This window comes from Streptomyces sp. NPDC006335, assembly GCF_040612795.1.
In the GTDB taxonomy this organism is placed as follows: domain Bacteria; phylum Actinomycetota; class Actinomycetes; order Streptomycetales; family Streptomycetaceae; genus Streptomyces.
On sequence record NZ_JBEXQX010000001.1, the window covers coordinates 12,231 to 31,500 of the forward strand.

General features: G+C 70.9%; 17 protein-coding genes and 1 pseudogene. 8 read left to right on the plus strand and 10 right to left on the minus strand.

Going from position 1 to position 19,270, the window contains the following annotated elements; all coding sequences use genetic code 11:
* Positions 1 to 11 precede the first annotated feature (11 nt).
* Complete coding sequence (locus tag ABZ098_RS00075; RefSeq protein ID WP_356585594.1) at positions 12 to 2,642, minus strand: FHA domain-containing protein; 2,631 nt, start codon at positions 2,640 to 2,642, stop codon at positions 12 to 14.
* Positions 2,643 to 2,895: 253 nt separating this feature from the next.
* Between ABZ098_RS00075 and ABZ098_RS00080 the strand changes: the two are divergent.
* Together ABZ098_RS00080 and serB are read left to right on the plus strand one after the other, a co-directional pair.
* A pseudogene (locus ABZ098_RS00080) lies at positions 2,896 to 4,278 on the plus strand (streptophobe family protein); the annotation flags it as partial.
* A 1,433-nt stretch (positions 4,279 to 5,711) separates the two neighbouring features.
* On the plus strand, positions 5,712 to 6,926 hold the full coding sequence (serB, locus tag ABZ098_RS00085) for a phosphoserine phosphatase SerB (protein WP_356585596.1): 1,215 nt from the start codon (positions 5,712 to 5,714) through the stop codon (positions 6,924 to 6,926).
* 90 nt (positions 6,927 to 7,016) lie between these two features.
* Here the strand turns inward: serB and ABZ098_RS00090 are convergent, their stop codons facing one another.
* The 4 genes from ABZ098_RS00090 to ABZ098_RS00105 all read right to left on the minus strand — a co-directional run bounded on the left by ABZ098_RS00090 (position 7,017) and on the right by ABZ098_RS00105 (position 9,531).
* Positions 7,017 to 7,535: a histidine phosphatase family protein gene (locus ABZ098_RS00090; protein WP_356585598.1), complete on the minus strand. Its 519-nt coding sequence runs from the start codon at positions 7,533 to 7,535 to the stop codon at positions 7,017 to 7,019.
* 65 nt (positions 7,536 to 7,600) lie between these two features.
* Complete coding sequence (locus ABZ098_RS00095) at positions 7,601 to 7,807, minus strand: hypothetical protein (protein WP_356585600.1); 207 nt, start codon at positions 7,805 to 7,807, stop codon at positions 7,601 to 7,603.
* A 212-nt stretch (positions 7,808 to 8,019) separates the two neighbouring features.
* Positions 8,020 to 8,136, minus strand: coding sequence for an SGM_5486 family transporter-associated protein (locus ABZ098_RS00100; protein WP_086724758.1), 117 nt, complete (start codon positions 8,134 to 8,136; stop codon positions 8,020 to 8,022).
* A 48-nt stretch (positions 8,137 to 8,184) separates the two neighbouring features.
* Positions 8,185 to 9,531, minus strand: coding sequence for a CynX/NimT family MFS transporter (locus ABZ098_RS00105; protein ID WP_356585602.1), 1,347 nt, complete (start codon positions 9,529 to 9,531; stop codon positions 8,185 to 8,187).
* Positions 9,532 to 9,601: 70 nt separating this feature from the next.
* Here ABZ098_RS00105 and ABZ098_RS00110 point away from each other — a divergent pair, with 70 nt between their 5' ends.
* A complete protein-coding gene (locus tag ABZ098_RS00110) occupies positions 9,602 to 10,297 on the plus strand; it encodes a FadR/GntR family transcriptional regulator (RefSeq protein WP_356585604.1) in 696 nt (231 codons plus the stop codon).
* Here ABZ098_RS00110 and ABZ098_RS00115 read toward each other — a convergent pair.
* The 3 genes from ABZ098_RS00115 to fabG form a co-directional block, all read right to left on the minus strand.
* Entirely contained in the window at positions 10,272 to 10,625 is a 354-nt protein-coding gene (locus ABZ098_RS00115) for a hypothetical protein (RefSeq protein ID WP_356585606.1), read from the minus strand. The genes ABZ098_RS00110 and ABZ098_RS00115 overlap by 26 nt on opposite strands.
* Positions 10,626 to 10,777: 152 nt before the next feature.
* Positions 10,778 to 11,545: an enoyl-ACP reductase FabI gene (gene fabI, locus ABZ098_RS00120; protein WP_031045467.1), complete on the minus strand. Its 768-nt coding sequence runs from the start codon at positions 11,543 to 11,545 to the stop codon at positions 10,778 to 10,780.
* A 5-nt stretch (positions 11,546 to 11,550) separates the two neighbouring features.
* Positions 11,551 to 12,255, minus strand: a complete 705-nt coding sequence (gene fabG, locus ABZ098_RS00125) for a 3-oxoacyl-[acyl-carrier-protein] reductase (RefSeq protein ID WP_356468410.1) — start codon at positions 12,253 to 12,255, stop codon at positions 11,551 to 11,553.
* 250 nt (positions 12,256 to 12,505) lie between these two features.
* On the opposite strand from fabG, the gene ABZ098_RS00130 reads away from it, so the two are divergent.
* Genes ABZ098_RS00130 through tyrS form a run of 3 tightly spaced genes read left to right on the plus strand, consistent with a single transcriptional unit; the run spans position 12,506 to position 16,749 of the window.
* Positions 12,506 to 14,029 carry a TldD/PmbA family protein gene (locus tag ABZ098_RS00130; RefSeq protein ID WP_356585608.1) on the plus strand — a complete coding sequence of 508 codons (1,524 nt, stop codon included), beginning with the start codon at positions 12,506 to 12,508 and terminating at the stop codon, positions 14,027 to 14,029.
* On the plus strand, positions 14,026 to 15,423 hold the full coding sequence (locus tag ABZ098_RS00135; protein ID WP_356585610.1) for a metallopeptidase TldD-related protein: 1,398 nt from the start codon (positions 14,026 to 14,028) through the stop codon (positions 15,421 to 15,423). Before ABZ098_RS00130 ends, ABZ098_RS00135 begins: the two co-directional genes overlap by 4 nt.
* A gap of 57 nt (positions 15,424 to 15,480) precedes the next feature.
* The gene (gene tyrS / locus ABZ098_RS00140; RefSeq protein ID WP_356585612.1) at positions 15,481 to 16,749 is read left to right on the plus strand and encodes a tyrosine--tRNA ligase; all 1,269 of its coding nucleotides are present in this window, start codon (positions 15,481 to 15,483) and stop codon (positions 16,747 to 16,749) included.
* A gap of 64 nt (positions 16,750 to 16,813) precedes the next feature.
* Here the strand turns inward: tyrS and ABZ098_RS00145 are convergent, their stop codons facing one another.
* Positions 16,814 to 17,095 (minus strand): GlsB/YeaQ/YmgE family stress response membrane protein, encoded by a 282-nt coding sequence (locus ABZ098_RS00145; protein WP_356585614.1) that lies wholly within the window; start codon positions 17,093 to 17,095, stop codon positions 16,814 to 16,816.
* Between the two features lie 247 nt (positions 17,096 to 17,342).
* Here ABZ098_RS00145 and ABZ098_RS00150 point away from each other — a divergent pair, with 247 nt between their 5' ends.
* Entirely contained in the window at positions 17,343 to 17,741 is a 399-nt protein-coding gene (locus ABZ098_RS00150) for a DUF3099 domain-containing protein (protein ID WP_356585616.1), read from the plus strand.
* A 205-nt stretch (positions 17,742 to 17,946) separates the two neighbouring features.
* Positions 17,947 to 18,165, plus strand: a complete 219-nt coding sequence (locus tag ABZ098_RS00155; protein ID WP_356585618.1) for a hypothetical protein — start codon at positions 17,947 to 17,949, stop codon at positions 18,163 to 18,165.
* On the opposite strand, the gene moaA is transcribed toward ABZ098_RS00155, so the two are convergent.
* Positions 18,162 to 19,151 carry a GTP 3',8-cyclase MoaA gene (gene moaA / locus ABZ098_RS00160; protein ID WP_356585620.1) on the minus strand — a complete coding sequence of 330 codons (990 nt, stop codon included), beginning with the start codon at positions 19,149 to 19,151 and terminating at the stop codon, positions 18,162 to 18,164. The two genes, ABZ098_RS00155 and moaA, sit on opposite strands and share 4 nt — an antisense overlap.
* Positions 19,152 to 19,270 lie beyond the last annotated feature (119 nt).

Consider the following 19,270-nt stretch of genomic DNA (forward strand, 5'->3'; position numbering starts at 1 on the left):
TACGACAGCGATCACTTGCGCATGACCTCGGGTTCGTGGCGGCGCAGGAAGCGGGCCACGAAGAAGCCGCAGATCACGCCGAGGGCGACGAGGGCGATCATGTCGAGGCCCCAGGCGCTGACGGTGTGGTCCCACAGCGGGTCGGTCGAGCCGCCCGGCTTGGGCGGGTTGACCTGGTTGAAGTCCAGCGTGGCGCCGGCGGCGGCGACCGCCCAGCGGGACGGCATGAGGTACGAGAACTCGTTGACGCCGACCGTGCCGTTCAGGGTGACCAGGCAGCCGGTGAAGACCACCTGGACGATCGCGAACATGACCAGCAGCGGCATGGTCTTCTCGGACGTCTTCACCAGCGCGGAGATGATCAGGCCGAACATCATCGAGGTGAACCCGAGGCCCATGATCGGCAGGCACAGCTCCGCGAGCGTGGCGCTGCCGAGGACCAGGCCCTCCTTCGGGATGTCGCGGCTGGCGAAGCCGATGACCCCGACCAGGAGGCCCTGGAGCACGGTGATCACGCCGAGTACGAAGACCTTGGACATCAGGTACGCCGAGCGGGACAGGCCGGTGGCGCGCTCCCGTTCGTAGATGACCCGTTCCTTGATCAGTTCGCGGACGGAGTTGGCGGCACCGGCGAAGCAGGCGCCGACCGCGAGGATCAGCAGGACGGTGGTGGCCGTGCTGTTCGGCTCGGGAAGCTTGGTCCGCGGGTCGATCGGCTTGGGCAGCAGGGCGTCGCCGAAGTCGATCAGCAGGCTCACCGCGCCGAGCACGGTCGGCAGGATCACCATCAGCGCCAGGAAACCCTTGTCGGACGCGATCACCGAGACGTAGCGGCGCACGAGGGTCCCGAACTGACCCGTCCAGCCCTGTGGCTTCGGCGGCTTCATGCCCTGCATCGGAGGCGTCTGTACGGATTGCGGTGCGACGGCGTCTATGTCCGCGGCGTACATCTGGTAGTGCTGCGACCCCTTCCAGCGTCCGGCCCAGTCGTAGTCGCGGTAGTTCTCGAAGGCGGAGAAGACGTCGGCCCAGGTGTCGTAGCCGAAGAAGTTCAGCGCCTCCTCGGGCGGCCCGAAGTAGGCGACCGCGCCGCCCGGGGCCATCACGAGGAGCTTGTCGCACAGGGCCAGCTCGGCCACGGAGTGGGTGACGACGAGGACCGTGCGGCCGTCGTCGGCGAGGGCGCGCAGCAGTTGCATGACATCGCGGTCCATGCCCGGGTCGAGGCCGGAGGTCGGCTCGTCGAGGAAGATCAGGGACGGCTTGGTGAGCAGTTCGAGGGCCACCGAGACGCGCTTGCGCTGGCCGCCGGAGAGGGAGGTGACCCTCTTCTCCTTGTGGATGTCGAGCTTCAGCTCGCGCAGCACCTCGTCGATGCGGTTCTCGCGCTCCTGCGCCGTGGTGTCGGCGGGGAAGCGGAGCTTGGCCGCGTACTTGAGGGCCTTCTTGACGGTCAGCTCCTTGTGCAGGATGTCGTCCTGCGGGACCAGACCGATGCGCTGGCGCAGCTCCGCGAACTGCTTGTAGAGGTTGCGGTTGTCGTAGAGGACGTCGCCCTGGTTGGCGGGCCGGTAGCCGGTGAGTGCCTTGAGCAGCGTCGACTTGCCGGAACCGGACGGTCCGATGACCGCGATCAGGGACTTCTCCGGAACGCCGAAGGAGACGTCCTTGAGGATCTGCTTGCCGCCGTCGACCGTGACGGTCAGGTGGCGGGCGGAGAACGTCACCTCACCGGTGTCGACGAACTCCTCGAGCCGGTCGCCGACGATCCGGAACGTGGAGTGGCCCACGCCGACGATGTCGGCCGCGCCGAGCATCAACGAGCCGCCCTTGGGAATCGGCTGGCCGTTGACGTACGTGCCGTTGTGGGAGCCCAGGTCGCGGATCTCCATGCGGCCGTCGGGCATCGAGTGGAACTCGGCGTGGTGGCGGGAGACCTGCAGGTCGGAGACGACCAGGTCGTTCTCCAGGGCACGGCCGATGCGCATGATGCGGCCGATGGTGAACTGGTGGAACGTGGTCGGGCTGCGGTCGCCGTAGACCGGCGGGGCGCTCGCGTCCGCGCCGGGGCTCTGTTGCTGGGGGATCTTCTGCGGCGGCTGGTGTCCGTACGGCTGCGACTGTGGCTGTGGCTGCCGCTGTTGCTGGGGCTGCGGCCAGCCGGATTGCGAGGGCTGCGGTGAGGCCGCCTGGTGCGGCGTCCGCGGTGTGACCTGGTGCGGGGCCTCGTGCGGGGCCTGGTGCGGTGTCCGGGGTGCGGCCTGGTGCGGTGTCTGCTGGGCCCAGCCGGGGTTCGCGCTCTGCGCGGCGTACGGCTGCCGCCCGGGCTCGGGCTGTGCGGCCGGGGCCGCGGTGCCGGAGAGGCTCAACAGCGGGCCGTCGTTCGCGTTGCCGAGGTGGACGGCCGTCCCGGGGCCGATCTCCGTCTGGTGGATCCGCTGGCCCTGCACGAACGTGCCGTTGGTGCTGCTGTGGTCCTCGATGACCCAACTGCCCCCGCCCCAGCGGATCGTGGCGTGACGCCAGGACACCCTGGCGTCGTCGAACACGATGTCCCCCTGCGGATCGCGTCCAAGGCTGTACGGCCTGGACGGATCGAGCGTCCAGGTACGTCCATTCGCTTCCAGTACGAGTTCCGGCACTCCAAGCCCCACTGAGTAGTCCCCCGAATTGCCCCCGTCTTCACAGGGAGTGTAGGGATGTCGAACATCGTCGGGAACTATTTCAGGATCCCCCTCCTGACCGAAAGTCGAGCCCCGAGAAGACCACGTTCGTACGCTTCGGCCGGTTCCGTTGACGGGGTTGAAACCGACCCGGAGAGTGGGTAATCCACGCGAGGGGACGAGCGCGGGCTCGGCCGCGCCGCGGATCGGGGGGTCTGCCATGAGTGCGTCCATGAGTGGGTCCATGAGCGCGGAGACCGCGAAGCACGGGGTGCGGCTGCCGTGGGGAGACATCCTGCTGTCCGCGATCGCTGCCGTGAGCTGGGCGTTGATCGCAATGGCGGGCGTGGCCGCGCTCGGCCTGCATCTGCTGGAGGCCGATTCCGCGGCCTCGCTGGGTCCGATGACCGCGGCCGTTGTGGCCCTTGCGGCAGGTGGTTCGGTGACGCCCTCCGGTGACGTGTCCGCGTTCGGGCTGACGGGGGCACAGGCGGCGACCGCCGTCGAGATCACGCCACTGGGCGTCAGCCTGGTCGGCGCGGTGCTTTTGTCCTGGTTCTTCCTACGGTCCCTGCGGGCGGTCGGCGCGGTGATCGCGCCCTCCGAACTCCTCGCCCGCGCGGGCTCGGTGGTCGCCCTGTTCACGGCGATGATGGGCGGGCTGGCCTGGGCGGGACACGACGTCATCACGATCGACGGGAGCGCGCTCGGGCTCGACAAGCTGCCCGGCGCGGGCGGGGACGGCGGTCTCGACATCCCCGGGCTGGGGGACGTCGGGGACGTCGGCGGACTGCTGCCCGACCAGATCGGCGACCTCATCGACGCCAGGGCGGCGGTCGGCTTCACGGTGGACGCCGCGCCGACGCTGCTCGGCGGGCTCGGCTGGTCGGCCGGGATCCTGCTGGTCGCGCTGCTGGCGTCCCGTCGTACGCCGCTGCCGCGCGGCTGGGAGGCCGTGCACCGGGTCGTACGGCCGGCCGTGTCCGCCCTGGTGACGGTGCTGCTGGTCGCGGTGGCCGCGGGGCTCTCGGCGGCGGTGTACGCGGCGGTCGGCGACGACCACCCCAAGCGGATCGCGGGAGCGGCGCTGCTCGGAGCGCCGAACGGGGTGTGGCTGGGCATCCCCGTCGGCCTCTTCGTCCCCTTCGAAGGCCGTGCGACGGGCGTGCTGACGAACTTCCTCCCGGATCCCCTGGACCGACTGCTCACCTCGGACACCGACCGGTCGGTGACGCTGGGGCGCCTGGCTGAGCTGGACGGGCGGGTGTGGCTGCTGGGGGTGGGGGCGGCGCTGATGATGCTGCTGGCGGGAGTGCTGACCGCGGTGCGGACGCCGGTGCGGGGTGCGGTCGGTGAGGCGGATCCGGGTGCCGTCGGTTTCGCGGGGCGGTGTGCGGTACGGCTGGGGGTGGCGACCGCGTTGGCGCTGCCGCTGCTCGCCTGGGTGACGGAGGTGTCGGTGGACGCCTCACTGTCGGTGCTGGGATTCGACGCGTTCGGCGCGGGGGTCGTGCTGCGGGGCGGGCTCGGCATGGCGGTGCTGCTCGGGGCGCTGTGGGGAGCGGGGGCGGGCGCCGCGGGGGCGTTGCTGGCGCGGGCGGCGGGGGCTGCGGGGGCGGGGTTGGCACTGCGTGACCCCGCGGCGGCAGAGGCGGGACCGGTGGGGCTCGGCGGCGATCCTCGGCATGTCGGCGGGGGCGGAGCGGAGCCGGATCGAGGTGGGGGTGGGAGTTACCAGAACGCGGGCGGGGGCTGTCAGGGGGGCGGCACGGCGAGGTTGTACGAGGGTGGGGTGGGGCCGTACAGGGGTGGGGCGGGGTCACACGCGGCTGGGCCCGGGACGGACCGAGGCGCAGCGGGACCGCCCGTCGGTGGATCTGGGGGGTACGAGGGTGGCACCCGGCCGTACGAGGGCGAGGCCGGGACGAATGCCGGCGGACCCGGGGCCTATCAAGGCGGGACGGGGCAGCACGGGGGCGAGGCCGGGACGAATGCCGGCGGACCCGGGGCCCACCAAGGCGAGGCCGGACCACACGGGGGCCAGACGGGGCCCTACGACGACGCGTTCGGGGCACACCAAGGCGAGACCGCGCCGCGAGGAGACGGAACCCGGGCCTACGACGGTGGCAACCGAGCGCACGACAGCGACGCCGGGCCTTACACCGGCGGACCCGGTGCCCACCAAGGCGGGGCCGGACCACACGGGGGCCAGACAGGGCCCTACGACGACGGGTTCGGGGCGCACCAAGGCGAGACCGCGCCGCGAGGAGAGGGGGCCGGGGCGTACGACGGCGGCGGGGCCGGGCCCTACGGACGCCAGCCCGGTCCCCATGCCGGTCGATCCGACGCGCAAGACGGTCGCTTCGTGCCGGGCCGCGGTAGGTCCGGGGCCCAGGATCCCGAGACCGAGGCGCATGGCGGCGGGGCCGGGCCGTATGTGCCCGGTGTGCCTTATCGGCCTCCGAATCCGGTGACGAACCCGTATCTGCGGGTGCCGGAGGAGTTGCCCGGCCGACGGTCCGAGGACGCACCGCCCGGTGAGCCGGGGCCGGCGTCGGTCGGGGGGCCGCCCGCTCCCGAGCTGCCGCGATCGTCCCCTGGGGACCGGCACGGCGAGGATGTGGTGCGGCCCCGCGACGACAGCTCTCAGTCGTCGGGCGGGCCGGCCCTGCCAGGTGACTCGCCCCCGCCCGACCATGTCTACGGTGCCCCCCCGGTGGTCGGCCCGATCGACCCTCCTCCGCGTTCCCCGCGACGACGACCCGGCGACCGGCGTTCGTCCGCCCATGACGAGGGACCACAGTCTCCGCCACCCCCGCCACCACCTCCTCCCCCGCCACCACCGCCCGGGAAGCCGAAGGGACGGCGCTGAGGCTCCGCCGCACCCGAACCGGCCCGGCGCCCCCGCCCCGTCCGCGGAGCCCCACCGCACCGCAGGCGTGTCCGGCATGCAAGGATCTCGCCACCCGCTCGACACCGAGCGTTCCGTGTCCGGCAGGCGGACCTCGGGAGCGGGAGGCACTGGGTGCCGGATACGGTGGGAACACCATGAGCGCTGAGCAGACCTCGTTCTCCGACGTCCCCACCCTTCTCGTCAAGATCTTCGGGAAGGACAGGCCGGGCATCACGGCCGGCCTCTTCGACACCCTCGCCGCCTACTCCGTCGACGTGGTCGACATCGAGCAGGTCGTCACGCGTGGCCGAATGGTGCTGTGCGCGCTCGTGACCGCGCCGCCCCGCACGCTGGAGGGTGACCTGCGGGCGACCGTCCACAGCTGGGCCGAGTCGATCAAGATGCAGGCGGAGATCATCTCCGGTCTCGGCGACAACCGGCCGCGAGGGCTCGGACGTTCCCTGGTCACCGTGCTCGGTCACCCGCTCACCGCGGAGGCCACCGCCGCGATCGCCGCCAAGATCGCCAAGGCGGGTGGCAACATCGACCGTATCTTCCGGCTGGCCAAGTACCCGGTGACGGCCGTCGAGTTCGCGGTGTCCGGCGTGGAGACCGAGCCGCTGCGCACCGCCCTGGTGACGGACGCCGCCAAGCTCGGCGTGGACGTGGCCGTCGTCGCCGCCGGTCTGCACCGCCGGGCCCAGCGGCTCGTCGTCATGGACGTGGACTCCACGCTCATCCAGGACGAGGTGATCGAGCTCTTCGCCGCGCACGCCGGCTGCGAGGACGAGGTCGCGGAGGTGACCGCGGCCGCGATGCGCGGTGAGCTGGACTTCGAGCAGTCGCTGCACGCGCGCGTGGCGCTGCTGGAGGGGCTGGACGCCTCGGTCGTCGACAAGGTCCGCTCCGAGGTACGGCTGACGCCGGGCGCGCGCACCCTCATTCGTACGCTGAAGCGGCTCGGCTTCCAAGTCGGTGTCGTCTCGGGCGGGTTCACCCAGGTGACCGACGACCTGCAGGACCGGCTGGGGCTGGACTTCGCCCAGGCGAACACCCTGGAGATCGTCGACGGGAAGCTGACGGGCCGGGTCACCGGGGAGATCGTGGACCGTGCGGGCAAGGCGCGGCTGCTGCGCCGGTTCGCCGCCGAGGCGGGCGTGCCGCTGTCCCAGACGGTGGCGATCGGCGACGGCGCCAACGACCTGGACATGCTCAACGCGGCCGGGCTCGGGGTCGCCTTCAACGCCAAGCCGGTGGTGCGGGAGGCCGCGCACACCGCGGTGAACGTGCCCTTCCTCGACACCGTGCTGTATCTGCTGGGCGTCACCCGCGAAGAGGTCGAGGCGGCGGACGCGCACGAGGAGGACTGACCTCCCGACGACGGATCGTCGTCAGGGCCCGGCACCGTGGTGGTGCCGGGCCCTGACGTGTCTCACGCGAGCGGGGTGGGGCGTGCCTCGTCAGTCGGCCGGCGCCCAGTAGTCGACGAGGGTGGCCACGCCGGGCTCCAGAGCCTTCCAGGGGCCGCTGAAGGACAGGACGGCGAAGGCGGCGGCCGGGAAGCCGCGGCCGCTCATCCGCTGGCGCGCGTCCCCCTCGGCGGCGCCCGCGAGGACGTCGGCGAGGCCCTGCACGCCGGGGTTGTGGCCGATCAGGACGGCGTTGTGCACGTCGTCCGGGGTCTCGTTCAGCACCGCGATCAGCTCGCCCGGTGAGGCCTCGTAGATCCGCTCCTCGTAGACCGTTTTCGGCCGGTGCGGGAACTCCTGCACGGCGAGCTTCCAGGTCTCACGGGTCCGGGTCGCGGTGGAGCAGAGGGCCAGCTCGAAGGGGATGCCGGAGTCGACCAGCCGTAGTCCGGCTTCCGCTGCATCTTTTCGGCCCCGTTCGGCGAGCGGCCGCTCATGGTCGGTCACCTGCGGCCAGTCGGCTTTCGCATGCCGGAAAAGGACAATCCTGCGGGGATCTGCGACGCTCATGGGATCCAGCTTCGCACGAAACAGGCCATGGGGCGCAGGGAGTTGACGGGCGGCTTCGTGGGTGCTCAGCGCGTTATGAGCTGCTGTACGCGCTCCAGGAACCGGGTGACGAGGGGGTCGCCGGAGGCCGCGTGCGCGTCGGCGGGATTGAGGATGAGGGCCAGGAGCACCACGAAGGCGATCGTGGGCAGTGCGAGTGCCCACCAGGGCAGCCGGATGTCGACGCCGCCCCGGGTCGCCGGGTGGGGCGGGGTGTGCGTAGGGGCCGACATGAGTGCCTCCGCAGATCTTCGAGTCCTGCGCGATCCGCTGCTCGCGGTCACATCTCGAAGGTACGGAAGGGGCGGCCCTCAACCCATCCGGTGATCCACCCAGTTGACCCTGACACTCACCCCCTAGGGGATGGGGGGTTAACCCCACCAGGAACCCCGCTCTCCGCTCGCAGAGCGGGCGAGGGGGTGAGCAGGTGGGGGGGTGAGCAGGATCAGGGCGAGGCGATCGTCGCGATGATCGCGATGACGACGAAGATGGCGAAGAACGAGCCGAAGACCAGCAGCATCTTCTTCTGGCCGTTCTGGGGGTTCGGATCGAGCACTGGCATACGGCCAGTCTCGCACCCCGGTCTCTTACCGAGGTTGCCAGGGTGGCCTCAGCGGGCGGCCTCGTCCTCCACCGTACGGTCGCGGCCCGCGAGCACGCCGACCGCCATCTGCGGGACCATCAGGCCGACCATGAGTGCGATCGGCAGGCCCCAGCCGCCGCTGTGCTGGTAGAGCACGCCCACCAGGAGCGGTCCCGGGATGGAGATCAGATAGCCGGTGCTCTGCGCGAACGCGGAGAGCTGGGCGACGCCCGCGCCGGTCCTGGCGCGCATCCCGACCATGGTGAGGGCCAGCGGGAAGGCGCAGTTGGAGACGCCGAGCAGGACGGCCCAGGCCCAGGCGCCGGCGGCGGGGGCGAGGTACAGGCCCGCGTATCCGGCGAGACCGCAGACGCCGAGCGCGATCACGATCGGACCCTGGTGCGGCAACCGGGTGGCCACGCGCGGGATGACGAAGGCGAGCGGGACGCCCATCACCATCGTGACGGCCAGCAGCAGCCCGGCGGTGCTCGCGGGCACGCCCGCGTCCCGGAAGATCTGCGCCATCCAGCCCATGGTGATGTAGGCGGCGGTGGCCTGGAGCCCGAAGAAGACGGCAAGCGCCCAGGCGGTCCGGCTCCGGGTGATCCGCAGCGCGGCCGGCTCCACGCGCGCGTGGACGTGCCGGACGGGTCCGGCGCCCTCCACGCGCGTGTGCACGCTCTGGACCACCTGCGGCTCCGTCGGCGCGGGCCCCCGGTCCCGTACGAGCGGGATCCACGGCAGTACGGCCGCCGCGGCCAGGACCGCCCACACCGTGAGCCCGGACCGCCAGCTCCCGCCCAGCGCCTCGGTCACCGGAACGGTCACGGCGGCCGCCACCGAGGTGCCGAGGGCCAGGGCCATCGAGTACAGGCCGGTCATGGAGCCGACCCGGTCGGGGAACCAGCGCTTGACGATGACCGGCATCAGGACGTTGCTGACGGCGATGCCCATGAGGGCGAGGGCGCTGGCGGCCAGGAAGCCGGCCGTGGAGCCCGTGTACGGCCGTATGAGCAGGCCTGCCGTGATGGCGACCATGCCCGCGCACACCACCGCGCCGGCACCGAAGCGGCGGGCCAGGCGGGGGGCCGTGACGCCGAAGACGGCGAAGCACAGCGGGGGGACCGAGGTGAGCAGGCCGGCCACGCTGCCGCTCATGCCGAGTCCGTCGCGCACCTCTTCGAGGAGGGCGCCGAGGCTGGTGATGGCCGGGCGGAGGTTGAGTGCGGACAGCACGATGCCGAGGACGACCAGGCGCACCGCCCACGCGCGCGGGGCGGGCACCGGGGATCCCCCGTCGGGCGGGGTCGCGGAACTGCGTGCGCTCGTGGACTTCACTGTCCGGGTTTCCTCGCTGGCCATGTCCCCCATCATAGAATCATGGGATGATTGGTTGTCCATCTCCGGGGCGTCCTCTGCCGTCCCGCCCGTGCGAAGGTGTGCCATGCCCCTGAGCCATCCCCGCCGCTCGGCGCTGTCCGAACAGGTCATCGCCGCGCTGCGCAACCAGATCACCTCGGGCGAGTGGCCGGTCGGCTCCCGGATCCCGACCGAGCCGGAGCTGGTCGAGCAGCTCGGCGTGGCCCGCAACACCGTCCGCGAGGCCGTCCGGGCGCTCGCGCACAACGGTCTGCTGGACATCCGCCAGGGCTCGGGGACGTACGTCGTGGCGACCAGTGAGCTGGCGGGCGTGATGCACCGCAGGTTCGCCGACGCGGACCCCCGGCACGTCGCCGAGCTGCGCTCCACCCTGGAGTCGTCCGCGGCGCGGCTGGCCGCCGAGCGGCGCACCGAGAAGGACCTCAAGCAGCTCGACGTGCTCCTGGTCCGGCGCGACGAGGCCTGGGCGTCGGGCGACGCGGAGGCCTTCGTCACGGCGGACGCCACCTTCCACCTGGCCGTGGTGGCCGCCTCGCACAACGACGTGATGACCGAGATGTACGCGGACCTCGGCGAGGTGCTGCGGGACTGGCTGCGCGAGGACGTCGGCGAGGAGCTGACGCCGGAGACGTACATGGACCACACCCGGCTCGTCGACGCGATCCGCGCGGGCGACGCGGCGGCGGCCGCGGAGGAGGCGGCCGGCTACCCCTTCCTGTGCCGTCCGGGACGGTTCAGCGCGCCAGCTTCCGGTGGCTGATCCACACCGAGCGGACCTCTTTCCAGCACCTGCCGGTCAGCCGCACGGTCTGCGCGGGCCCGGCCTCGACCTCGGCGCCGTCGGTGTCGAGGTCCCACCAGCGGTCGCACTCGATGTGCAGGCGGACGCCGTCGGTGCGCGGATAGGGGTTGTGGCAGTAGGCGGTCACTCGGGAGCCGGTGATCCTGCTGCGGCAGGAGGCGCCGAACAGCTCCGAAGGAGCGGCTGCGGGCTCTTCCACGCGTGCGTGCGACATCGCTTCGTACGACAGGGACACCACGAGACAGACGGCTGCGGTCACTGAGGCCAGACTGCGGGACAGGCGCACAAGGGGACCTCCTCGGCCGTACTGGGGAGGGAATCACGGGTGAACGCGTAATCCAGGGTGCCCAGTTGCCGGCCGTGCGCGCCCGGCCTGGTAGGCCGAACGGGGGACGCCCCGCTCCCAGGGGGAACGGGGCGCCGACGTCGTACGGGAGATCAGGCGCCGATGGCGTGCAGGCCGCCGTCCACGTGGATGATCTCGCCCGTGGTCTTCGGGAACCAGTCGCTCAGCAGGGCGACGATGCCCTTGCCGGCCGGCTCCGGGTCCTTGAGGTCCCACTCCAGCGGGGAGCGGTCGTCCCAGACCGCGGCCAGGTCGCTGAAGCCCGGGATGGACTTGGCGGCCATGGAGGCGAGCGGACCCGCGGAGATCAGGTTGCAGCGGATGTTCTGCTTGCCCAGGTCGCGTGCGACGTAGCGGCTGGTGGCCTCCAGGGCGGCCTTGGCCGGGCCCATCCAGTCGTACTGCGGCCAGGCGTACTGCGCGTCGAAGGTGAGGCCGACGACCGAGCCGCCGTTCTGCATCAGCGGCAGGCAGGCCATGGTGAGCGACTTCAGGGAGTACGCCGAGACGTGCATGGCGGTGGCCACGGACTCGAACGGCGTGTTCAGGAAGTTGCCGCCGAGCGCGTCCTGTGGCGCGAAGCCGATGGAGTGCACGACGCCGTCGAGGCCGCCGAGCTCCTCGCCGACCACGTCGGCCAGGCGGCCCATGTGCTCGTCGTTGGTGACGTCGAGCTCGATGACCTTGGTGGGCTTGGGGAGCTTCTTGGCGATGCGCTCGGTCAGCGTGGGCCGCGGGAAGGCGGTCAGGATGATCTCGGCGCCCTGCTCCTGGGCCAGCTTCGCGGCGTGGAACGCGATGGAGGATTCCATCAGCACACCGGTGATCAGGACGCGCTTGCCCTCGAGAATTCCGCTCATGGTGTTCAGTGACCCATTCCCAGTCCGCCGTCAACGGGGATGACGGCTCCAGTGATGTACGAGGCGTCGTCCGAGGCGAGGAACCGCACCGTCGCGGCGACCTCCTCGGGCTGCGCGTAACGACCGAGCGGCACCTGCTTCACGATGCCCTCGCGCTGCTCGTCGGTGAGCACCTTGGTCATGTCGGTGTCGACGAACCCGGGCGCCACGACGTTGAAGGTGATGTTGCGCGAGCCCAGCTCACGGGCGAGCGAGCGGGCGAAGCCGACCAGGGCGGCCTTGGAAGCGGCGTAGTTGGCCTGCCCGGGGCCGCCGTAGAGGCCGACCACCGAGGAGATCAGGACGACTCGGCCCTTCTTGGCGCGCAGCATGCCGCGGTTGGCGCGCTTGACCACGCGGAAGGTGCCGGTGAGGTTGGTGTCGACGACCGAGGTGAAGTCCTCCTCGGACATGCGCATCAGGAGCTGGTCCTTGGTGATGCCGGCGTTGGCGATCAGGACCTCGACCGGGCCGTGCTGGGCCTCGATCTCCTTGTAGGCCTGCTCCACCTGCTCGGTGTCGGTGATGTCGCACTTGACGGCCAGGAAGCCGGCCGGCGGCTCACCCGAGCGGTACGTGATGGCGACCTTGTCGCCGGCATCGGCGAATGCGCGGGCGATGGCGAGGCCGATGCCCCGGTTGCCTCCGGTGACGAGAACCGAGCGGCTCAACGGATCACCCTTTCCCTTGGGGTCTGACACATCCGCCCGAACACCCTGGATGACAGGCGGCTTCTCCGAAAACCTATCGGGCCGCTCCCGCCGGAGGACATTCGGGCACCGACAGTGGCTTACGGGACTCACTGTCGGGTCCCTACAGAAAGTTGCCGACGGGGGTCGGAAACGTGTGGTCCGCGCACCGGTCGCCGCGACATGATCGGGGCTACCGTCGCCCACCTCATGCCGACAGGAAGAGACCCAGGTGCCTCATACCATCGACGAAGCCTTCACAGCGCTTCCCCTACGTGCCCTCGCCGACGCCGCGCTGGCACGCGCGCGTGCGCTCGGCGCCGAGCACGCGGACTTCCGGTTCGAGCGGGTGCGCAGCGCGGCCTGGCGGCTGCGGGACGCCAAGCCGTCCGGCTCCTCGGACACCACCGACCTCGGGTACGCGGTGCGGGTCGTGCACGGCGGCACCTGGGGCTTCGCGTCGGGCGTGGACCTGACGCTGGACGCCGCCGCCAAGGTCGCCTCGCAGGCCGTCGCCATGGCCAAGCTGTCCGCACAGGTGATCCGGGCCGCCGGTTCCGACGAGCGCGTGGAGCTCGCCGACGAGCCCGTGCACGCCGACCGTACGTGGATCTCGTCGTACGAGATCGATCCGTTCTCCGTGCCCGACGAGGAGAAGGCGGCGCTGCTCGCGGACTGGAGCGCCCGACTGCTGGGGGCGAACGGCGTCAACCACGTCGACGCCTCGCTGCTCACCGTGCACGAGAACAAGTTCTACGCCGACACCGCGGGCACGGTGACCACCCAGCAGCGGGTCCGGCTGCACCCGTCCCTGACGGCCGTGTCGGTCGACGAGTCCAGCGGTGAGTTCGACTCCATGCGGACCATCGCGCCGCCGGTCGGGCGGGGCTGGGAGTACCTCACGGGCACCGGCTGGGACTGGGAGAGCGAGCTGGAGCAGATCCCCGAGCTGCTCGCCGAGAAGATGCGCGCGCCCAGCGTCGAGGCCGGCCTGTACGACCTCGTCGTCGACCCGTCCAACCTCTGGCTGACCATCCACGAGTCCATCGGCCACGCCACCGAACTGGACCGCGCGCTCGGCTACGAGGCGGCCTACGCCGGCACCTCCTTCGCCACCTTCGACCAGCTCGGCAAGCTGCGCTACGGCTCCGAGCTGATGAACGTCACCGGTGACCGCACCGCCGAGCACGGCCTCGCGACCATCGGCTACGACGACGAGGGCGTCGCGGGCCAGTCCTGGGACCTGGTGAAGGACGGCACCCTCGTCGGCTACCAGCTGGACCGGCGGATCGCGAAGCTGACCGGCTTCGAACGGTCCAACGGGTGCGCCTACGCCGACTCCCCCGGCCATGTCCCGGTGCAGCGCATGGCCAACGTCTCGCTCCAGCCGGACCCGGCCGGGATGTCCACGGAGGACCTCATCGGGAGTGTGGACCGGGGCATCTACGTCGTCGGGGACCGCTCCTGGTCGATCGACATGCAGCGCTACAACTTCCAGTTCACCGGCCAGCGGTTCTTCAGGATCGAGAACGGGCGGATCACCGGGCAGCTGCGGGACGTCGCCTACCAGGCGACCACCACGGACTTCTGGGGTTCGATGGCCGCGGTGGGCGGCCCGCAGACCTATGTCCTCGGCGGCGCCTTCAACTGCGGCAAGGCCCAGCCGGGCCAGGTCGCGGCCGTCTCGCACGGCTGCCCGTCGGCCCTCTTCAAGGGCGTCAATATCCTCAACACGACCCAGGAGGCCGGTCGATGAGCGCCCGCACCATCAAGCCGCACGAGATCGTCGAGCGGGCCCTCGCGCTGTCGCGCGCGGACGGCTGTGTCGTGATCGCCGACGAGCAGTCGACCGCCAACCTGCGCTGGGCGGGCAACGCGCTCACCACGAACGGCGTCACGCGCGGGCGCACGCTCACCGTCGTCGCGACCGTCGACGGCAAGGAGGGCACCGCCTCCGGAGTGGTCTCCCGGTCCGCGGTGACCACGGACGAGCTGGAACCGCTGGTGCGGGCCGCCGAGGCCGCCGCCCGCGGTGCCGGACCCGCCGAGGACGCCCAGCCGCTGGTCACGGGCGTACCGGAGTCCCCAGACTTCACGGACGCGCCCGCCGAGACCTCCTCGGCCGTCTTCGCCGACTTCGCGCCGGCGCTCGGCGAGTCCTTCGCACGCGCGCGTGCGGGCGGCCGCGAGCTGTACGGCTTCGCCAACCACGAGCTCGTCTCGACGTACCTGGGCACGTCCACGGGGCTGCGGCTGCGCCACGACCAGCCCAACGGCACGCTGGAGCTCAACGCCAAGTCGCCGGACCGGACCCGCTCGGCCTGGGCCGGACGCTCCACGCGGGACTTCAAGGACGTCGACCCGGCCGCTCTGGACGCCGAGCTCGCCGTACGCCTGGGATGGGCCGAGCGGCGCGTCGAGCTGCCCGCGGGACGGTACGAGACGCTGCTGCCGCCGACCGCGGTCGCCGACCTGCTGATCTACCAGTTGTGGTCGGCGTCCGGGCGGGACGCGGTCGAGGGGCGGACGGTGTTCTCCAAGCCGGGCGGCGGCACCCGGGTCGGCGAGGCGCTCACCGAGCTGCCGCTGTCGCTGCGCAGCGACCCTAACGAGCCCGGCCTGGAGACCGCGCCGTTCGTCGTGGCGCACTCCTCCGGGGGCGACCAGTCGGTGTTCGACAACGGCCTTCCGGTCGGGGCGACCGAGTGGGTACGGCAGGGCACGCTGGCGCGTCTGACCACCACCCGGCACAGCGCGGCCCTGACCGGGCTGCCCGTGGCCCCGGCGATCGGCAACCTGATCCTGGACGGCGGCCAGGACCACCTGTCCCTGGAGGAGATGGTCGCGAACACCACGCGCGGGCTGCTGCTGACCTGCCTGTGGTACATCCGCGAGGTCGACCCGGCCACGCTGCTGCTGACCGGTCTGACCCGGGACGGCGTGTACCTCGTCGAGAACGGCGAGGTGACGGGCGAGGTGAACAACTTCCGGTTCAACGAGTCGCCGGTCGGCCTGCTGGGGCGGGCGACGGAGGCGGGGCGGACCGAGAAGACGCTGCCGAGGGAGTGGAGCGACTGGTTCACCAGGGCCGCGATGCCGGCGCTGCGGGTGCCGGATTTCAATATGAGTTCTGTCAGTCAGGGCGTATAACCTCGTAGCCGGTAGTCACTCGACTGCCCGAGGACCTTTCTAGGAGATACGAGAACCGTGACGGACATCGTCGACGAGCTGAAGTGGCGGGGGCTGTGGGCCCTGTCCACTGACGAGGACGCTTTGCGCAAGGCGCTCGCGGACGGTCCCGTCACGTTCTATTGCGGTTTCGACCCGACCGCGGCCAGTCTCCACGTCGGTCACCTGGTGCAGGTGCTCACCATGCGCCGGCTTCAGCAGGCCGGTCTGCGTCCGCTGGCGCTGGTGGGCGGGGCGACCGGTCAGATCGGCGACCCGCGCCCCACGGCGGAGCGCACGCTGAACGACCCGGAGACGGTCGCGAACTGGGTGAACCGGTTGCGCGCGCAGATCGAGCCGTTCCTGTCCTTCGAGGGCGAGAACGCCGCGGTGATGGTGAACAACCTGGACTGGACGGCCGGCATGTCGGCCATCGAGTTCCTGCGGGACATCGGCAAGCACTTCCGCGTCAACAAGATGCTGACCAAGGACTCGGTCGCCCGGCGCCTGGAGTCCCAGGAGGGCATCAGCTACACGGAGTTCAGCTACCAGTTGCTCCAGGGCATGGACTTCCTGGAGCTGTACCGGCGGCACGGCTGCACGCTCCAGCAGGGCGGCAGCGACCAGTGGGGCAACCTCACGGCGGGTCTGGACCTGATCCACCGGCTGGAGCCCGACGCCTCGGTGCACTGTCTGGCGACGCCGCTGATGGTCAAGGCGGACGGCACCAAGTTCGGCAAGACCGAGGGCGGGGCCATCTGGCTCGACGCCGAGATGACGACGCCGTACGCGTTCTACCAGTTCTGGCTGAACGTCGACGACCGGGACATCTCGACGTACATGCGCATCCTGTCCTTCCGGTCCCGCGAGGAGCTGGAGGAGCTGGAGAAGCAGACCGAGGAGCGGCCGCAGGCCCGGGCCGCGCAGCGGGCGCTGGCCGAGGAGCTGACGACGCTGGTGCACGGCGCCGACCAGACGACCGCGGTGATCGCCGCGTCCAAGGCGCTCTTCGGCCAGGGTGAGCTGGCGGAGCTGGACGAGCGGACGCTGACCGCGGCCCTCTCCGAGGTGCCGCACATGCAGGTCGCCGAGCTCGGCGCCGTGGTGGATCTGTTCGCCGAGGTCGGGCTCGTCGCGAGCAAGTCGGCCGCGCGGCGGACGGTGAAGGAGGGCGGGGCCTACGTGAACAACGTCAAGGTCGCGGCCGAGGACGCCGTTCCCGCCGAGGAGGACCTGCTGCACGGTCGCTGGCTGGTGCTGCGCCGGGGCAAGAAGAACCTCGCGGCGGTCGAGGTCACGTCCGCGTAGGTCTCGGCACGGCACAAGGGGGCGCCCCTCCTCACGGAGGGGCGCCCCCTTCGTCGTACGGCTCTCAGACCCGCCGCCGTTTCCGCTTGCCCAGCGTCGCCATGTAGAGCATGTCGCCGACGGCGACGATGATGATCGCCGCGATGAGCTGGAAGGCGTGCCGGCTCCAGTCGATGCCGGAGGTCTCGTCCACGCCGAACCCACGCGCCATGGCGTTGCCGGCGATGGCGCCGAGCATGCCGAAGATGGTGGTCAGCCACAGGGGACTGTGCTGTTTGCCGGGGATGATCGCCTTCGCGATCAGGCCCAGCACGAATCCCACGATGATCGCCCACAACCAGCCCATGGATGCCTCCTCGTACGGCTCTACGTGAGCATTACGGCCAGTGTCGGTCCGTTCGCACTACGCCGCATGTCGGGTACGGCTGTACGCGCCGGGGGTGAGGTCGGCGGTCCGGACGGGAGGTGCCCCGGTCTCGTAGGCGGCGCAGGCGCGGCGTAACGTGGAAGCTGTCCGGGCCCGGTACCTCCACCGGGTACGGGGGCGGATGCGGAGCCGGGAGCAGTCCGATGCGGGCGGATGGTGGAATGTGATGCGGAAGCAGCATGGAGGCGGTGGCGCCCAGGTGTTCCGGATCACCGGAGCCCGGACGAGCCTTCAGGAGGACGTGCGCGGACGTCAGCGCCGGTACGTCATCTCGATGACGGTCCGTACGCTGTCGGTGGTGCTCGCGGCCACACTCTGGAACGTCGAACGGCACGTCGCGATCGTGGCGCTGGTGCTGGGGGCGGTTCTGCCCTACATCGCCGTCGTCATCGCCAACGCGGGGCGGGAGAACGCGCCCTCACTGCCGTCGACCTTCGTGACCGTACCGACCCGGCCGATGATCATGCCGCCGCGGGCCGAGGACGACTTCGCGGAACCCGTGCCGGAAGCCGGTGCGGGCGGGGCGGCGTCGGGTGCCCGGGGGGAACCGCGCGAGCGGACCTGACAGGTCTTGCCGGAACCAAGCTCAAGAAAAGCTCAGATCAATCATGTTGTTCCGGTGCCGGGCCAAGGGTTACCCGTGACATACTTCGTACGCGCTCCGCATCCCCCGTCGGAGCGACAGACCGACGCCGGGCAGCTCCCCCCGTGGCTGCTCGGCGTCGCCTTTTCCACCCCGCTTGTGAGACGAAATCCGTGAGTCGAAATCCGTGAGTGACGAGACCCCCATCTGCTCCGCGAAGGGTTGCCGCGTCGACGCCGTGTGGGTGCTCGCGTGGAACAACCCGAAGATCCACACGCCGGAGCGGCGCAAGACGTGGCTGGCCTGTGAGGAGCACCGGGAGCACCTGTCCCAGTTCCTCGGAGTACGGGGCTTCCTCAAGGACGTCGTGAAGTTCGAGGACTGGCGGGCGCCCGAGGGGGCCTAGCCGCCGATCGCGGACATCGGACGGTCCGGCTGGACGAACGTCGGGTCGTCGAGGCCCGCGCCCGCCTTCTTGCCCCACATCGCCTCGCGCCAGATTCGGGCGATCTCCTCGTCGCCGGCGTCGGAGCGCAGGGCCGCTCGCAGGTCCGTCTCCTCGCGGGCGAACAGGCAGGTGCGTATCTGGCCGTCGGCCGTGAGGCGGGTGCGGTCGCAGGCCGCGCAGAAGGGGCGGGTGACCGAGGCGATGACGCCGACCACATGGGGGCCGCCGTCGACGATCCAGCGCTCCGCGGGGGCCGATCCGCGCTTCTCGGCACCCTCCTCGGTGAGGTCGAAACGGGTGCGCAGGGAGGTCAGGATGTCCCCTGCGGTGATCATGCCGTCGCGCTTCCAGCCGTGCTGGGCGTCCAGGGGCATCTGCTCGATGAAGCGCAGTTCGTAGTCGTGCTCCACCGCCCAGGCGAGGAGGTCGGGGGCCTCGTCGTCGTTCAGTCCGGGCATCAGGACGGAGTTCACCTTGACCGGGGTCAGACCCGCCTCGCGGGCGGCGTCCAGGCCCTCCAGGACGTCCCGGTGGCGGTCGCGGCGGGTGAGGGTCTTGAAGACGTCCGGGCGCAGGGTGTCCAGGGAGACGTTGACCCGGTCCAGGCCCGCCGCCTTCAGGGCCTTGGCGGTGCGCTTGAGACCGATGCCGTTGGTGGTGAGGGACATCTGGGGTCGCGGCTCCAGGGCCGCGACGCGCTCGACGATGCCGACCAGACCGGGGCGCAGCAGGGGCTCGCCGCCGGTGAAGCGGACCTCCTCGATGCCGAGGGAGGTGACCGCGATGTCGATCAGGCGGACGATCTCGTCGTCGGTGAGCAGGTCCGGCTTGGCCAGCCACTGCAGGCCCTCTTCCGGCATGCAGTACGTGCACCGCAGGTTGCAGCGGTCGGTCAGCGAGACGCGCAGGTCGGTGGCCTGCCGGCCATAGGTGTCGATGAGCACGTGGGCCCCCTCCCTCGTCGCGGATCAGTGCCGACTCCATCGTTTCCGTCACTTGCGAGCCTACGTGACGTCACTGACAACGACAGTGCCCGATCCCACGACGTACGAAGCGGCCGCGT

Coding starts and splice junctions, on each gene's coding strand:
- serB (WP_356585596.1), top strand. CDS start 5,712: ATGAGCGCTGAGCAGACCTCGTTCTCCGACGTCCCCACCCTTCTCGTC.
- ABZ098_RS00090 (WP_356585598.1), bottom strand. CDS start 7,535: ATGAGCGTCGCAGATCCCCGCAGGATTGTCCTTTTCCGGCATGCGAAA.
- ABZ098_RS00095 (WP_356585600.1), bottom strand. CDS start 7,807: ATGTCGGCCCCTACGCACACCCCGCCCCACCCGGCGACCCGGGGCGGC.
- ABZ098_RS00100 (WP_086724758.1), bottom strand. CDS start 8,136: ATGCCAGTGCTCGATCCGAACCCCCAGAACGGCCAGAAGAAGATGCTG.
- ABZ098_RS00105 (WP_356585602.1), bottom strand. CDS start 9,531: ATGATGGGGGACATGGCCAGCGAGGAAACCCGGACAGTGAAGTCCACG.
- ABZ098_RS00110 (WP_356585604.1), top strand. CDS start 9,602: ATGCCCCTGAGCCATCCCCGCCGCTCGGCGCTGTCCGAACAGGTCATC.
- fabI (WP_031045467.1), bottom strand. CDS start 11,545: ATGAGCGGAATTCTCGAGGGCAAGCGCGTCCTGATCACCGGTGTGCTG.
- ABZ098_RS00135 (WP_356585610.1), top strand. CDS start 14,026: ATGAGCGCCCGCACCATCAAGCCGCACGAGATCGTCGAGCGGGCCCTC.
- ABZ098_RS00145 (WP_356585614.1), bottom strand. CDS start 17,095: ATGGGCTGGTTGTGGGCGATCATCGTGGGATTCGTGCTGGGCCTGATC.
- ABZ098_RS00150 (WP_356585616.1), top strand. CDS start 17,343: ATGCGGAAGCAGCATGGAGGCGGTGGCGCCCAGGTGTTCCGGATCACC.